The organism is Pseudomonas sp. MF6755 (assembly GCF_016405635.1).
In the GTDB taxonomy this organism is placed as follows: domain Bacteria; phylum Pseudomonadota; class Gammaproteobacteria; order Pseudomonadales; family Pseudomonadaceae; genus Aquipseudomonas; species Aquipseudomonas haemolytica.
Genome location: NZ_JAEKDA010000025.1, coordinates 1 through 15,624 on the forward strand (window position 1 = coordinate 1; position 15,624 = coordinate 15,624).

Annotated in this window: 15 protein-coding genes; 3 read left to right on the top strand and 12 right to left on the bottom strand. The window is 58.7% G+C overall.

Annotated features, from left to right (window positions below; genetic code table 11):
* Positions 1 to 155 precede the first annotated feature (155 nt).
* The 9 genes from msrQ to mrcB all read right to left on the bottom strand — a co-directional run bounded on the left by msrQ (position 156) and on the right by mrcB (position 9,974).
* Positions 156 to 776 (bottom strand): protein-methionine-sulfoxide reductase heme-binding subunit MsrQ, encoded by a 621-nt coding sequence (gene msrQ, locus JFT66_RS26595; protein WP_153839904.1) that lies wholly within the window; start codon positions 774 to 776, stop codon positions 156 to 158.
* Positions 776 to 1,789, bottom strand: a complete 1,014-nt coding sequence (gene msrP, locus JFT66_RS26600; protein ID WP_198860466.1) for a protein-methionine-sulfoxide reductase catalytic subunit MsrP — start codon at positions 1,787 to 1,789, stop codon at positions 776 to 778. Before msrP ends, msrQ begins: the two co-directional genes overlap by 1 nt.
* Before the next feature lie 63 nt (positions 1,790 to 1,852).
* On the bottom strand, positions 1,853 to 2,710 hold the full coding sequence (pssA, locus tag JFT66_RS26605) for a CDP-diacylglycerol--serine O-phosphatidyltransferase (RefSeq protein ID WP_034117880.1): 858 nt from the start codon (positions 2,708 to 2,710) through the stop codon (positions 1,853 to 1,855).
* A gap of 145 nt (positions 2,711 to 2,855) precedes the next feature.
* Complete coding sequence (gene ilvC, locus JFT66_RS26610; protein ID WP_003176099.1) at positions 2,856 to 3,872, bottom strand: ketol-acid reductoisomerase; 1,017 nt, start codon at positions 3,870 to 3,872, stop codon at positions 2,856 to 2,858.
* Between the two features lie 47 nt (positions 3,873 to 3,919).
* On the bottom strand, positions 3,920 to 4,411 hold the full coding sequence (gene ilvN / locus JFT66_RS26615) for an acetolactate synthase small subunit (RefSeq protein WP_019410366.1): 492 nt from the start codon (positions 4,409 to 4,411) through the stop codon (positions 3,920 to 3,922).
* A gap of 2 nt (positions 4,412 to 4,413) precedes the next feature.
* Entirely contained in the window at positions 4,414 to 6,138 is a 1,725-nt protein-coding gene (locus JFT66_RS26620; protein WP_034117934.1) for an acetolactate synthase 3 large subunit, read from the bottom strand.
* Between the two features lie 431 nt (positions 6,139 to 6,569).
* Positions 6,570 to 6,899, bottom strand: a complete 330-nt coding sequence (locus JFT66_RS26625; RefSeq protein WP_198860467.1) for a YqcC family protein — start codon at positions 6,897 to 6,899, stop codon at positions 6,570 to 6,572.
* Positions 6,899 to 7,633, bottom strand: a complete 735-nt coding sequence (locus tag JFT66_RS26630) for a tetratricopeptide repeat protein (protein ID WP_034117878.1) — start codon at positions 7,631 to 7,633, stop codon at positions 6,899 to 6,901. The genes JFT66_RS26625 and JFT66_RS26630 overlap by 1 nt, the downstream gene beginning before the upstream one ends.
* Before the next feature lie 16 nt (positions 7,634 to 7,649).
* The gene (mrcB, locus tag JFT66_RS26635; RefSeq protein WP_034117877.1) at positions 7,650 to 9,974 is read right to left on the bottom strand and encodes a penicillin-binding protein 1B; all 2,325 of its coding nucleotides are present in this window, start codon (positions 9,972 to 9,974) and stop codon (positions 7,650 to 7,652) included.
* Between the two features lie 118 nt (positions 9,975 to 10,092).
* On the opposite strand from mrcB, the gene JFT66_RS26640 reads away from it, so the two are divergent.
* From JFT66_RS26640 to JFT66_RS26650, 3 genes are all read left to right on the top strand, one after another.
* On the top strand, positions 10,093 to 11,649 hold the full coding sequence (locus JFT66_RS26640) for a bifunctional aminoglycoside phosphotransferase/ATP-binding protein (RefSeq protein ID WP_198860468.1): 1,557 nt from the start codon (positions 10,093 to 10,095) through the stop codon (positions 11,647 to 11,649).
* A 92-nt stretch (positions 11,650 to 11,741) separates the two neighbouring features.
* Positions 11,742 to 12,086 carry a pentapeptide repeat-containing protein gene (locus tag JFT66_RS26645; protein WP_034117875.1) on the top strand — a complete coding sequence of 115 codons (345 nt, stop codon included), beginning with the start codon at positions 11,742 to 11,744 and terminating at the stop codon, positions 12,084 to 12,086.
* Positions 12,087 to 12,289: 203 nt separating this feature from the next.
* Positions 12,290 to 12,562 carry a TfoX/Sxy family protein gene (locus tag JFT66_RS26650; RefSeq protein ID WP_034117874.1) on the top strand — a complete coding sequence of 91 codons (273 nt, stop codon included), beginning with the start codon at positions 12,290 to 12,292 and terminating at the stop codon, positions 12,560 to 12,562.
* 242 nt (positions 12,563 to 12,804) lie between these two features.
* Here JFT66_RS26650 and JFT66_RS26655 read toward each other — a convergent pair whose 3' ends face one another.
* From JFT66_RS26655 to JFT66_RS26665, 3 genes are read right to left on the bottom strand one after another with little or no spacing between them, the layout of a single operon-like run.
* Positions 12,805 to 13,572 (bottom strand): heme ABC transporter ATP-binding protein, encoded by a 768-nt coding sequence (locus JFT66_RS26655; RefSeq protein ID WP_198860469.1) that lies wholly within the window; start codon positions 13,570 to 13,572, stop codon positions 12,805 to 12,807.
* A complete protein-coding gene (locus tag JFT66_RS26660; RefSeq protein WP_034117872.1) occupies positions 13,572 to 14,609 on the bottom strand; it encodes a FecCD family ABC transporter permease in 1,038 nt (345 codons plus the stop codon). The genes JFT66_RS26655 and JFT66_RS26660 overlap by 1 nt, the downstream gene beginning before the upstream one ends.
* Complete coding sequence (locus JFT66_RS26665; protein WP_034117871.1) at positions 14,606 to 15,484, bottom strand: heme/hemin ABC transporter substrate-binding protein; 879 nt, start codon at positions 15,482 to 15,484, stop codon at positions 14,606 to 14,608. Before JFT66_RS26665 ends, JFT66_RS26660 begins: the two co-directional genes overlap by 4 nt.
* Between the last annotated feature and the right edge of the window lie 140 nt (positions 15,485 to 15,624).

The window sequence follows — 15,624 nt, forward strand, 5'->3', positions numbered from 1 at the left end:
CAACACCTCTTTTTCAACTTCCTTTCGGCTTCGATGAACTGAAGCACTTGCTGCCGAAAACCTCATAACTCATTGTTTACCAAGGAGTTTTCCGTTTCGACTGCGCCGGAAGTGGGGCGAATTATAGGCCTCCAGAATCTGCCGTCAAGGGTTAATTACACTTTTGTTGCAGAAAGCGTTTTTTTAGCAATAAGGCGAGGAATTCGACGCATCACGGGTGGTATCCGCAGCACCAGGAGCAGCGCACCTATAGAAGCGTAGATAGCCCACTCTTTCAGATCAGCCCGGACTATCCACAACATGTGCAGCAATCCGAGCCCAAGGATCACATAGACCAAACGATGCAATTTCTTCCAGCGACTGCCCAACCGACGCTGGCTATAGCGATTCGAGGTGACGGCCAACACCAAGAGAGAAAGAAACCCCAGCGTACCGACAATTATATAGGGCCGCTTGCGCAACTCCACACCGAGCTGCGACCAATCCAGCCCCAGGACAAACACACAATAAGCCGCCAAGTGCAGCACAACATAAGCAAAGCACCACAACCCCAACTGTCGACGCACCGCTATCCACCCCGCCCAACCACTCAACTTCTGCAGCGGCGTCATCCCTAGCGTTACCAGCAGCAGGATCAACGTACCTAGACCCAGGCGATCGACCAACACTTTTCCTGGGTCAGGTCCCAGTGCAAAACTCCATGCCTCATAGAGCCAGAGCAATGGCCACACTGCCGCAGCTATAAAGACGCCGATGCGCCAGATCGGATAGCGCATCAGTAGTTGTTCCGCAGGTCGAGGCCTGTATATAAAGAAGCAACCTCATCCGAGTAACCATTGAACATCTGCGTCTCGCGCACGTTAGGGCTGAACAGGCCACTGGGTAGACGCCGCTCCCGCGCCTGGGTCCACCGCGGATGGTCAACCGTAGGGTTTACATTCGCATAGAACCCATACTCATCGGCCGCGATGCTTTGCCAGGTGGTTTTCGGCTGGTCGCTGACAAGACTGATCCGTACGATGGATTTCACACTCTTGAAGCCATACTTCCACGGAACGACGAGGCGCAGTGGTGCTCCATTCTGGTTAGGCAATTCCCGCCCATACATACCCACGGCCAGGATCGCCAGTGGGTTCATCGCCTCATCCAGGCGCAGCCCTTCTACATAAGGCCAGTCGATCAAGCCGAAACTTGAGCGCTGCCCCGGCATGCTCTTAGGATCCTGAAGGGTTTCAAAACGGATGTACTTCGCTTTGGACGTCGGCTCAACTTGCTTGAGCAGGGCCGAGATAGGGAAGCCGATCCATGGGATAACCATCGACCAGGCTTCGACGCAACGCAGGCGATAGATCCGCTCTTCCAATTCATAGGGCTTCATGAAGTCTTCCAAGGCGTATCGCCCAGGCTTTGCCACCTCACCATCAATCACCACACTCCAAGGCTCAGTCTTGAGCGAGCCTGCGTTTGCCGCCGGATCACCCTTGCCTGTGCCAAACTCATAGAAGTTGTTGTAGTGGGTTGCGTCCTTGAACGGCGTAATGGCCTCGTCTTTGACCGTCACCGCTTGCCATTTCGTACCTGGAAGCTTCTCGGCGAACCAATTGGGCGCCCTGCCCGGCTCGACATCGGCATAACGCGACGCATCGCCTGCAGTGGCCCAACGCGGCAAGCTGCTGGCAGCAATACCGGCAAGCGCACCGCCGAGCAAACTGCGACGAGAGAAGTAAAGGGATTCAGGCGTGACATCCGATTCATGGCAATCGGATGCTTTGGGTAATTTGATTAACATGGCAACTCCGCAGCATTGGAGAACTGATGCACCAATAGACTGCGGAGTATGGGGGAAATTACATTAAGACAATGTTTTGTCCCGACGCAGATGCAGCAAGTACTGAATCGGCCCCGAAGCGGCATAGGCCAGGAACGCCAGCAGCAGAATACGTGGCGGATCGCTGAACACCACTGCGAACACCAGCACTACCACAAGGATCGCCACGAAAGGCACGCGCCCCTTGAGGTCAAACTCCTTGAAGCTGTTGTACTTGATATTGCTGACCATCAGCATGCCGGCCGCCGCGACCATCAAGGCAACCAGGAACGACATCTTCGACCCCTGGATACCGTAGTCACTGAACGCCCACACAATACCGGCCACCACACCCGCTGCTGCCGGGCTGGCCAGACCAATGAAGTAGCGCTTGTCGGCAGTCCCCACTTGGGTATTGAAGCGCGCCAGACGCAATGCGGCGCCCGCGACATAGATGAAGGCAACCATCCAGCCGACCTTGCCCATATCGCCCAATGCCCAGGCAAACGCCAGCAGTGCGGGTGCGACACCAAAGGCAACCATGTCCGACAGCGAGTCGTACTCGGCGCCGAATGCACTCTGGGTATTGGTCATCCGCGCCACGCGACCATCCAGGCCATCAAGCACCATGGCCACGAAGATTGCGATGGCAGCAAAACCAAAGTATTTGCTGGCACTCACCGCATCACCCGCCGCCAACGCGCTCTGGGCACTCATGGAGTTGATGATGGAATAGAAGCCGGCAAACAGGTTCGCCGTCGTAAACAGATTGGGCAGAAGATAGATGCCACGATGCCGGACCTTGCGACCTTCCGCATCATGCCCTTCTTCGACATGTTCATCGATCGGTAGCAGGCTATCGGCGTCAGAAGCCTGGCTTGGCTCTTCGGGACGTTCGCTCATGGACTTTACCTTGCAACGGTGTGAAAAAAATTCGACAGATACTTGCGGCGAGTGTTCGCCCGCAAACGATGCAGCTTTATACCAGAACCAGCCCCTCAAACGAAAAAACGCGGCCTAAGCCGCGTTTTCCCTTGGTGCGTACGACTTAGTTCTTGGCTTTGTCGACGATCTTGTTGGCACCGATCCACGGCATCATGGAGCGCAGTTGCTCGCCGATGACTTCGATACCGTGAGCGGCGTTGTTACGACGCTTGGCGGTCATCGAAGGGTAGCCGGTAGCGCCTTCGCTGATAAACATTTTGGCGTATTCGCCGTCCTGAATACGTTTCAGGGCGTTGCGCATGGCCTGACGGGACTCGGCGTTGATCACTTCCGGGCCAGTTACGTACTCGCCGTATTCGGCGTTGTTGGAGATCGAGTAGTTCATGTTGGCGATACCGCCTTCGTACATGAGGTCAACGATCAGCTTCAGTTCGTGCAGGCATTCGAAGTAGGCCATTTCTGGTGCATAGCCAGCTTCAACCAGGGTTTCGAAACCGGCCTTGACCAGTTCAACGGTACCGCCGCACAGAACGGCTTGCTCGCCGAACAGGTCGGTTTCGGTCTCGTCCTTGAAGGTGGTTTCGATGATGCCGGTACGACCGCCACCAACGCCAGCGGCGTAGGACAGTGCAACGTTCTTGGCGTTGCCCGACGCGTCCTGGTAGATCGCGATCAGGTCAGGGATACCGCCGCCTTTGACGAACTCGGAGCGCACGGTGTGGCCCGGTGCTTTCGGCGCGATCATGATCACGTCGAGGTCAGCGCGCGGCACAACCTGATTGTAGTGAATCGCGAAGCCGTGGGAGAAGGCCAGGGTGGCGCCTTTCTTGATGTTCGGCTCGATTTCGTTCTTGTACAGCGCGGACTGGAACTCGTCCGGGGTCAGGATCATGACCAGGTCGGCAGCTGCAACGGCGGAAGCAACGTCGGTCACTTTCAGGCCATGGGCTTCAGCCTTGGCAACGGTGGCCGAGCCTTTACGCAGACCAACAGTGACGTCAACGCCGGAGTCTTTCAGGTTGCACGCTTGGGCGTGACCCTGGGAACCGTAGCCGATGATGGCGACTTTCTTGCCCTGGATGATCGACAGGTCACAATCTTTATCGTAATAAACTTTCATGAGGTTCCTCTATATATCCAGGCCGTAAGGCCATTCGCTAATTTGGGTTAGATGCTGAGTACTTTGTCGCCACGGGCAATCCCGGTGACACCACTGCGTACCGTTTCCAGAATCGAGGCCGTCCCGATCGACTGGATGAAGCTGTCCAGCTTGTCGCTTGTACCGGTCAGTTGAACGGTATAAACGCTGGCGCTCACATCGACGATCTGCCCGCGAAAAATATCGGTAGTGCGTTTGATCTCGGCACGTTGGGCACCCGTGGCCTTGACCTTGACCAGCATCAGCTCGCGCTCGATGTGGGCACTTTCCGACAAGTCGACCAGCTTGACCACTTCGATCAGCTTGTTGAGGTTCTTGGTGATCTGCTCGATCACCTCATCGTGCCCCACGGTGGTCAACGTCAGGCGCGACAGGGTCGGGTCTTCGGTCGGAGCCACGGTCAGGCTTTCGATGTTGTAGTTGCGTTGCGAAAACAGGCCGACAACACGAGACAGGGCGCCGGGTTCGTTCTCCAGAAGCAGGGAGATAATATGCCGCATGATTAAGTACGCTCCGTCTTGTTCAGCCACATGTCGCGCATAGAGCCGTCTTTGATCTGCATCGGATAGACGTGCTCGCTGGTGTCCACCTGAATATCGATGAACACCAGGCGATCCTTCATGGCGAACGCCTCTTCCATCTTCGGCTTCAGATCTTTCAGATCGGTGATGCGAATGCCGACGTGGCCATAGGCTTCAACCAACTTGACGAAATCCGGCAACGATTCCATGTAGGAATGGGAGTGACGGCTACCGTAGCTCATGTCCTGCCACTGACGAACCATGCCCAGTACACCGTTGTTCAAGCAGACGATCTTGACCGGAAGACCGTACTGCAGGCACGTCGACAGTTCCTGGATGTTCATCTGGATGCTGCCTTCACCGGTGACGCACGCCACGTCGGCATCCGGGAAGCTCAGCTTCACGCCCATGGCCGCAGGGAAACCAAAGCCCATCGTGCCCAGGCCACCGGAGTTGATCCAGCGGTTAGGCTTGTCGAACTTGTAGTACTGCGCTGCGAACATCTGGTGCTGGCCCACGTCGGAGGTCACAAAGGCGTCGCCCTTGGTTACCTCACACAGGGTTTCGATCACAGTTTGTGGCTTGATGATGCTGCCGTCGCCCTTGTCATACGGGAACAGGCCGCGATCACCACGCCATTCGTCAATCTGCTTCCACCAACTGGCAACGGATTCCTTGTTCGGCGCCTCGCCAATGTCCTTGAGCGCAGCAACCATTTCGGTTAACACGCTCTCCACCGGCCCAACGATCGGCACATCGGCCTTGATGGTCTTGGAGATAGACGCCGGGTCGATGTCGATATGGATGATCTTGGCATTCGGGCAGAATTTGCTCGCGCCGTTGATCACACGGTCATCGAACCGTGCGCCCACCGCCAGGATCACGTCGGCGTGGTGCATGGTCAGGTTGGCGGTGTAGCTGCCGTGCATGCCGAGCATGCCGACGAACTGACGATCCGAACCCGGAAATGCGCCGAGCCCCATCAAGGTGTTGGTCACCGGCAGATTGAGCAGCTTGGCCAGTTCGGTCAGTGGTGCGGAACCACCGCCCAGAATCACGCCACCGCCGGAGTACAACACTGGACGCTTGGCCGCCAGGAGCATTTCTGCCGCCTTGCGGATTTGCCCTGAGTGCCCACGGACGGCCGGGCTGTAGGAACGCAGCTTGGCTTTCTTCGGGAAGACGTATTCGAATTTCTCAGCCGGGTTGGTCATGTCTTTCGGGATATCGACCACCACAGGGCCCGGACGACCGGACTGTGCGAGGTAGAACGCCTTTTTCATGACTTCCGGGATTTCCGACGCATGCTTGATCATGAAGCTGTGTTTCACGATCGGGCGGGAAATACCGATCATGTCGGTTTCCTGGAACGCGTCGGTACCGACCATAGTGCTGGCGACCTGGCCGGAAATGATCACCATCGGGATGGAGTCCATATAAGCAGTCGCGATGCCGGTAATGGCATTGGTTGCGCCTGGGCCGGACGTCACCAGTACCACGCCGGCTTTACCGGTGGCACGGGCGTAACCGTCAGCCATATGGGTCGCGGCCTGTTCGTGGCGAACCAGGATGTGGGTAACAGCCGGTTCCTTGAACAGTGCGTCGTAGACATGCAGCAGAGCACCACCTGGGTACCCGTAGATATAGTCGACGCCTTCGTCACGCAAAAAGCGGACGAGCATCTCACCGCCAGATAAAAGCTCCACGTTGTTCACCTCTAAAACGCCAGAATACCGTCCGTTAAAAACCGACGGGTCTTAATAGGTTTACTTCTCAACAGAGCATGAGCGACGGTGGTCGCCGACTACGTCAGCACTGACTGAGCAAGTATTGGGATCGTCCCAAGTGTTGCGGGCTTTTCCCACCCAGCGCGAGGTAACGCGTTGCGGGTGTTACAGGTCGGCGCGGATGTGCGCCTCATGATCTGCTGAGCGGGCCTGCTTCTGGCAGTCCCGATACAGCGGACTTTGGATTCTTCTGTTTCAGGCCGTTCAAGTCAAGCAATAATTGCGCTTTTTTCCAACTAAGCGCATGAGAACGTAGAAGAAAGGGCTTTGAGGAGGGATAAAACTCGCCTGAATGTCGTCAAGCGGTAGAAATGTGCGCAAGACTGCCGGAAAACCCGACAGTCAGGCAATTAACGAGCGTCGGCGATCAATTGGTCGAACTTTTTCAGCGCGTTACGCAAGCCAAGGCTCTCCAATGGCCGGTCGGCGTAGACCATCTCGGCCATTTCCAGAATCCCCGACGCATTTGGCAATGGCAGGTCCTGCTCCAGGATCTGCTTCATGCGCACGAGGAAGATCCATTGCAGCCACTGGTGGAAGTCCAGGGTATCGACTGAAAAGGGCTCGAGGCTGCTGAGCGCTTCAGTGCTGGGGGACACTTCGTCCCACCAGCCCTGCACGCGCAATTCGCGCTCAATCAGCAATAACTGTTCGGCAATCGCTGGAAAACGCGCATCCATCAGAGGCTGACCTTGGCTTTCTGCCGTGCCTGGGCCGCACCGGCGGCGTCGCCCTGGGCGGCACGCGCATCACCGATCAAGGCCCACAAGCTGGCTTGCAGGTCCGGGCGACCATTGGCCAGGGTCAGGCCACGGCGAGCGAATTGCTCCGCTTGGGGCGCATCGCCCTGGGCCATGCGCACTTGAGCCAGGCGATACAACACTTGTGGCTCACGAGGCGCCACGCGCTGGGCACGTTCAAGGCTCGACGAGGCGCCATTCAAGTCGCCGCCCGACTGCTGCTGTTGAGCGGTAGTGAGCAGCGCCAGCACCGGGCCGTCCAGCTGTTCGTCAGCCGACAGCCCACCCGCGCTGGACGCCGACGGAATACCGCTCGGCGTCGACGGCATATTGTAGGTGCCCTGGTTGACCGGCGCGGTTTGAATCGGCGTGGCGTTCACCGGGCCTGAAGTGCTTGGGCCTGGAGTCCACGGCTCGGCACTGATAGGCGCCGAGGTCGCAGCACCACTGCCAGGCACCATCACTACCACGCCCGAATCCTGCGGTATTGCCTGGGTTGCAGCTTGGGCAGGCCGCTTGACCACGGTCTGACGGAAGCCACCATTGGCCGAGATGCGGTCGTTATTGGAGACGGACGTGCTTGAGTCCACCACGGGAATAGAGCCGCGCTGCACGCTGGAGCAACCGCCGAGCAAAGCCAGAGCCGTAATCGCTGGAATCCACAACTTGTTCACTTGAAACCCTCTTTGCTTAATTCATCCAGCCCTTGACCCAATCCATCACCGATTCCGCGTCAGCAGGAGCACTGCCACCGCATGCGGCGCCGGGTGGTGGTTCGCTGCCGCGAATATACGGCATCTGTACCGCGCCCGGACAGTTGGCATCAGAGCCTTGGCCCGTGTGCGGGTCGATCCAGGCCTGCACGATATTGTCTGGCTGCGGCATGTTGAGCGGCAATGGATCGGCCTTGCGCATGAAACTGGTCCACACCTGCAGCGCGCCGGTTGCACCGGTAAACGGCGTCTTGCCGTTGTCGTCGCGCCCCAGCCACACCACGGCCAGTACATCCTGGCCGAAGCCCGCGAACCAGCTGTCGCGCGAGTCGTTACTGGTACCAGTCTTGCCCGCCAGGGTCAGGTTCGACGGCAGCACGCTATAGACCGAACGCCCTGTGCCCTCACGCATCACACGCTGCATGGCGTTCTGGATCAGGTAGATGGACCCCGCGTCAAAACGCTGCTGGATCTGGAACGGATAGCGCTTGAGCGGCTCGCCCTCGGCGGTCAGCACACTGCGAATGCCGCGCATCGGCGTATTGAAACCACCGTTGGCCAGGGTCTGGTACATGGTGGCTACTTCCATGGGAGTCATGGCCGCAGCCCCCAGGAGCATGGACGGGAAAGCCGGGAACTCACGCTCGATCCCCAGTCGCGCCAAGGTCTTCAGAACATTAGGTACGCCCACTTCAAGCCCCAGGCGCGAGGTCGAGATGTTGTAGGAATGCGCCAGACCCTGATACAGGAACACGGTACCGTGGGAGCGGCGGTCGAAGTTCTTGGGGGTCCACACCTGGCCATTCGCGCCCTTGACCGACAGCGGGTCATCCGACAGCCAACTGGTCAGTGTGTACTTGCTGGGTTTTTCCAATGCGCTCAGATAGACCGCAGGCTTGACCAGCGAGCCAATCGGCCGCACGGCATCGAGTGCGCGGTTGAACCCGGCGAAGCTGGCCTGGCGGCTGCCGATCATGGCCTGGACTTCGCCAGTTTCCGGGTTGGTCACGACCATCGCGGCTTCGACCTCATCCGAGCCCTTACGGCCGGTCAGGCGCTTGAAGGTGTCGTTGACCGACGCCTCCGCCTTCATCTGCAGTATCGGATCGAAGCTGGTGAAGATCCGCAGCCCCTCTTCGGTCAAGTCTTCGTCGCGATAGTCTTCACGCAACTGGCGCTTGACCAGATCGATAAAGCCGGGGAATGAGCTATCCGCCAGCTTGCCGCGGGTGGTCACGCCCAGTGGCATCTTCTTCGCGGCGGCAACCTGCTCGGCCGTGGCAACGCCCTGCTGCTCCAGTACATCCAGTACCAGGTTGCGGCGCTCAAGCGCACGCTCCGGGTTGCGCCGCGGGTTGTAATAGGACGGCCCCTTGACCATCCCCACCAGCAACGCGACTTGATGCAACTTCAACTCGGATAACGGCTGCCCAAAGAAGAACTGGCTCGCCAGGCCGAAACCATGCACCGCGCGCTGGCCATCCTGGCCGACGAATACCTCATTGAGGTACGCCTCGAGGATTTCCTGCTTGCTGTAATGCAGCTCCAGCAACATCGCCATCATGGCTTCGGTGAGTTTACGGGTCAGGCTACGTTCGTTGGTCAGGTAGAAGTTCTTGACCAGTTGCTGCGTGAGCGTACTGCCGCCCTGGGTCATCTTGCCGCCAGAGGTGTTGACCCAAACGGCGCGGGCAATCGACTTCGGCGAGACGCCCCAGTGGCTGTAGAAATCGCGGTCTTCGACAGCCACCAGGGTTTCCAGCAAGTACGGCGGCACCTGATCGAGCTTGATCAGGATGCGATCTTCAAGGTTCTTAGGGTAGATACCGCCGATCATCAACGGTTCCAGGCGTACCACCGGCAGCTTGGAGCCATTGAGCGACGACAACTCGGCCACATAGTCGCCGGAGAAACGCACACGCACCGGCTGGGCTTTTTCCAGGCCTTCGTAGAACTGGAAGCCACGGGTATTCAGGTCGACGGTATTACCGCTGACAGCAGCAGCGCCCGGACCATTGCTCACGGGTTCGCGGCGGTAGCCCAGTGCGTCGAGCTCGGTCAGAAAGTCCTCCTTGCTCAGCTTCTGGCCGGAGAACAGTTCCAGCGGGCGGGCGTACACCTTGGCCGGAATGGTCCAGCGCTTGCCGGAGAACTTTTCCTGCACCACGGCATCGAGGTACACCGCAAAGCCGGCGATCACCACAAGGCCCACCAGGCCAAGCTTGAGCGCCCAGCCCAGCCAGGGGCGCAGGCCGCGGGAAGGAGGTTTTTTACGGGAACGGGGAGATCGGGTTCGAGTCATGGCGGCGGATTATACGCACTTTATTGATGATCAACATGAGCCGGACAGCGGTTTGCACGACTGGCATCAGCAGCCATAATGGCCACCATGATTTCTCCCCGACTTTGAAGGATCGCCCGTGAGCCAGTCCCTGATCGCTGCCCTGCAAAACCCGGCTTTGTACCCTCATCCGGTTGAAGCGTTTCAAGTTATCGAGACCCATATTTCCTGGGTGATTCTGACTGGCGCCTACGCTTATAAATTGAAGAAACCGATGAACTTCGGGTTTCTGGACTTCACCCAACTGGAAGATCGCGGCCACTTCTGCCGCGAAGAATTGCGCCTCAACCAGCGCTTGACCGAAGATTTGTATCTTGAAGTATTGCCGATTACCGGCACTGCCGAAGCGCCGCAATTGGGTGGTGACGGCCCGGTGCTCGAATACGCACTGAAAATGCGCCAGTTCCCGCAAAGCCAGATGCTCAGTACCCTTCAAGCCAACGGCGAGTTGACCAGCGCGCACATCGACGAGATGGCCAAGCAGATTGCGCACTTCCACCTCACCGCCCCCAAAGTCCCACAAGAGCACCCGGCCGGCACGCCAGAAGAAGTGATGGCCCCTGTGCGTCAGAACTTCGACCAGATCCGCCCGTTCCTCAGCGACAAGGCCGACCTGACTCAACTGGAAGCCCTGCAAGCCTGGGCCCAAAGCAGCTTCGAACGCCTCAAGCCTCTGTTTGAACAGCGCAAGCTCAATGGCTATACCCGTGAATGCCACGGCGATATCCACCTGGGCAACGCCACCCTGATTGACGGCCACGTGGTGATCTTCGACTGCATCGAGTTCAACGAGCCTTTCCGCTTTACCGATGTTTACGCAGATACCGGCTTTCTGGCCATGGACCTTGAGGACCGCGGCCTGAAATGCCTGGCACGGCGTTTTATCAGCCAGTACCTGGAACTGACCGGCGACTATCAGGGCCTGGAGGTGCTGAACTTCTATAAAGCCTACCGTGCGCTGGTTCGCGCCAAAGTTGCGCTGTTCAGCATGCCGAGCGAAGCAAGCCCGGTGCGACGCGCCACCACCCTGCGTCAGTACCGCAACTACGCCAACCTGGCGGAAAGCTACAGCACCATCCCATCGCGTTTCCTGGCAATCACCCATGGTGTTTCAGCCGTGGGTAAAAGCCATGTTTCCATGCGTCTGGTCGAAGCACTGGGCGCCGTGCGCCTGCGTTCGGATGTGGAGCGCAAGCGCCTGTTCGGCGAGCAGCAGGTAGAAAACACGCCACAGGCCGGCATCTACAGTCATGACGCCAGCGCTGCCACCTACGCTCGCCTGAACGAAATTGCCGACACCGTGCTACGCGCCGGTTACCCGGTGGTGCTGGATGCCACCTTCTTGAAACGCGCTCAACGTGACGCGGCAGCCCAAATCGCCGAAGCCACCGGGGCGCCGTTCCTGATCCTGGACTGCAACGCGCCTCAAGCCGTTATTGCCAGCTGGCTTGCACAGCGTCAGGCGGATAAAAACGATCCTTCCGACGCAACACTGACCGTTATCGAAGAGCAGCAAGCCAGTCGTGACCCACTGACAGCGCAAGAACTGCTGCTGAGCAAGCGTGTCGAGACCAATGAAAGCGGGACCCTCGATGCGTTAGTCGGGCATATTCGCCAGGCTTTGCCGGGGTTGTAAGAAATATTTCTTGGTCGTGTCGCCCACTTCAGCGCGCGACCCAGCAATAGTGGCACTATAATGGCGTCATAATTTCAACAGGAGTCGCGATCATGAGTCAGCCCAAGCTTCTCGATACCCCGCTCTACGCACTCCTGCACAAGGACGACATTCGCGGCTTCAATCAGGAACGCCCTGAAGACGGCACCATCGACATGCGCGGTGGCGACTTCCGAGGGCTGGACCTGCGCGACCTGAACGCCGCCGGTGTTGACTTCACCGACGCCTATTTCCGTTCCGCCGACCTGCGCGGCCTGGATTTACGCGACTGCTCGCTGGAAGGCGCCAGCCTGGCCCATGCGCAGATTTCGGGGACTTATTTCCCGCCCGAGCTCACGGCTGACGAGATTCTGATGTCAGTCAATTTCGGCACTCGCCTGCGCTACCGTACCAAGTAACCCCACGCCCAGAACCCCGGCTAAGCCCTAAGAGTGCCGGGCGTTTCCCGCCTGCCTGTCACTAAAGCCATCACCTCACTCTTATAAGCTTTTCGCCCGTCTCAGACCAAAGAACCACGCTTTTCCTACTGAGCGCTACACTCATTTTCAGGCTGCCTGGTCACGATACCCACCGCACCATTCGGCCGTCGCAAGGAGGCTTGATGAACGATGAGCTGCAACACCTGAAAAACCTTGGCAAGACGTCAGCGCAGTGGCTGCATGCGGTGGGCATCCACAGCGCGTCCGACTTGCGTCGCCTGGGAGCGGTCGATGCTTACCGGGCTGTGCGAACTCGCGGCTTCCGAGCATCGAAAGTCCTGCTGTATGCCATTGAAGGCGCACTGATGGATGTGCACTGGAACGACATTCCCACGGAGCGCAAGGAAGCACTGAACCGTCAGCTGGAGGCTATGTCAGCGAGTCATAAAAATTAGATTGGCGCTTAACCCCCCGTATATGGGCAATACAAACGAGCGTTTGAGAAAACTGGATGAGCGTGCAAAAACAAATGTTGACTCTCAAATGAGAATCGTTATGATTATCACAACTGGTCGCGAGATCAGCCGATAACTGAAAGACCATTGGTTCGGACTCTCAGATTATCTCCTCATCAGGCTAATCACGGTTATTTGACCCGGCTCTTGCCGGGTCTTTTTTTGCCCGCAGATAACCGACCTCAGCGCGCAATGATCAGCGGGTGCCCACGCTCCGGATGCGGCTGTACCAGTACATCCAAGCCAAAGACGGCCTTGAGCGGTTCAGGTCGCAGGACCTTTGAGGGTGTATCCAAGGCATGCGGGCGCCCGTCTTCCAGCAACAGGATCCGGTCGCAGTACCGCGCCGCCAGGTTCAAGTCATGCAGGATGACCAGCACCGCAGCGCCTCTATCGGCAAAGCTTCGAATAGCTTGCAAGGTTGTGTGCTGGTGCAGCGGATCGAGCATCGACGTCGGCTCATCCAACAACAACGTCTGCCCCGTCTCACCCGGCCACAACTGCGCCAATACACGCGCCAGGTGCACACGTTGGCGCTCGCCACCCGACAAGGCCAGGTAACTGCGCCCACTTAAATGACCGACATCCGCCGCCTGCAGTGCCGCGTTGATGATTTCGTCGTCGCGTACTCGCCCGGTCTGATGAGGCAAACGCCCCATGCCCACCACCTCTTCGACACGAAAAGCAAAATCCAGGGTTGAGCTTTGCGGTAACACGGCCAAGCGCTTGGCACGCTGTGCGCCACCCAGGCTTTTCAACTCTTGCTGATCCAGCCACACCTTGCCCTGATCAGGCTGCAATTCCCCGCACAGCGCTCCCAGCAAGGTACTCTTGCCAGCACCGTTGGGCCCCAGCACGCCCAGTACTTCGCCCGGCAATAGGTCCAGGGTGACATCGGCCAGCACGGTTTTACGCCCGCGCCGTATCTGCAACGCTTCAACTCGCAGCATCAGGCGCGACCCCGCAGTAGCAAATAGAGGAAAAATGGCGCACCGATAAACGCAGTGACAATGCCAATCGGTAGTTCCGCCGGCGCCAACGCCAGGCGCGCCACCAGGTCTGCAAACAACAGCAAGCTCGCCCCCGCCAGCACCGAGGCAGGCAACAACACCCGATGATCCGGCCCCGCCAGCAGCCGTACCAAGTGCGGCACCACCAAGCCGACAAAGCCAATCATCCCTGCCGCCGCCACCGCCGCACCAACGCCTAAGGCCGTGCAGAACACCAACTCACGCTTGAGCCCCTCTACATCGATGCCCAGATGATTGGCCTCCGACTCTCCCAACAACAGCGCATTCAGCGCCTTGGCCCGGCGCGGCAACCATAGCGCCACGCCTGCACTTACCAGCAGCAAGGGCCACAACCGCGAATAGCTCGCACCATTCAGGCTGCCCAGGTTCCAGAACGTCAGGGTGCGCAAAGTGGCGTCATCGGCCAAATAGGTAAACAGCCCGACCGCCGAACTGGCCAGCGCCGTAAGGGCAATACCCGCGAGCAGCATCGTCGCGACATTGGTCTGGCCATTGCGACGCCCCAGCCGATAGACCAGCGCCGTCACCCCCAAGCCACCGAGAAATGCACACAGCGACAACAGGTACGGCCCAAACGCATCCGGCAGCCCGCCCAAAAAAGAACCGCCGACAATCGCCACCGCTGCCCCCAACGCAGCGCCGCTGGACACCCCCACCAACCCGGGATCAGCCAGCGGGTTGCGAAACAGCCCCTGCATCGCCACGCCCGACAACGCAAGGACACCACCGACCGCCAGCCCCAGCAAGGTGCGTGGCAGGCGAATCTGCCCCAGGATCAACTCAGCCTGTTCCAACCCCGCCGCCTCGATCGGCACCCCCATCAGCCTTAAAGCGGCCCTGAGCGTGTCCAACAACGGCAGGCTGACCGGGCCCAAGGCCAATGAGAGCCAAATCGCCAATACGCACAACAACGACAGCCCGATAAACAGTGCTTTCGGCTTAACCAGAGTGGTCATGGAGCAGGCTTAGCCTGGGACGGATAAAACCCCGCAGACAACTTCGCCAGGCTTTGTGGCAAGCGCGGTCCCAGGCCACCTACCAGTAAGGTCGGATCGAGCTCAAACACTCGACCGGTCTTGGCCGCAGGTGTAGACGCGAGGATCGGGTTTTGCTTGAACAATGCCGCCCGCGCCGCATCACCGGTCAGCGCGCGATCGGCAAATACCAGCACATCAGGGCTCAACCCTGCCAGCGACTCCACTGAAAACGGTTTATAGCCGGTATGCGTGGCCAGATTACGCCCGCCGGCCTGCTGCAACAGCCAGTCGGCGGCCGTGCCCTTGCCTGCAATCAACGGCTTGCCACCGGCATGGCCCAGCAGCAGCAACACACCCGGCGTCTTTTGCGTGGCCTGGGCCTTGGCCACCCAGCTCTTCTGCTGCTCAAGCGCCTGCTCGTATCCGACGAACAAGGCGTTGGCCTTGGCTTCACTGCCGAGCAACTTCCCCAGGTGGTGGAGGTTGTCTTTCAAGGTCGGCAGATCTGGCTGGGCCGAGAACATATCCACCTGCACGCCAGCACTGCGAATCTGCGCCAGCACCGGCGGCGGTCCCATTTCCTCGGTGCCCACGAGGATTTGCGGTTGCAGGCTGAGAATGCCTTCGGCCGATAGCTGCCGTTGATAGCCAATGCTCGGCAACGCCTTGAGCGACTCGGGATGCTGACTGGTGGTATCCACCCCGACCAATTTCGATTCACCGCCCAGCGCCGTCACCCATTCCGATAGCGCCCCTCCGGCACTGACCCAGCGTTGTGGCAGTTCAGAGGCTTGTGCCCCGTGGTTGACCAGCAGTGAGGCAACAAGCGCAATAGCGCTGGTACTCAGGCGCATAACAGGGTTTCCTTCCTAGGGCAGGGCCACTCAAGCACTCATCGATGTGACAGATAATCCCTGCCAGGCATCGTATTGAGCACCCAGTCAGCTGACGGGCGAAGCAGGCATTTGATAATTGTTTGCATTTGAACGTCAAG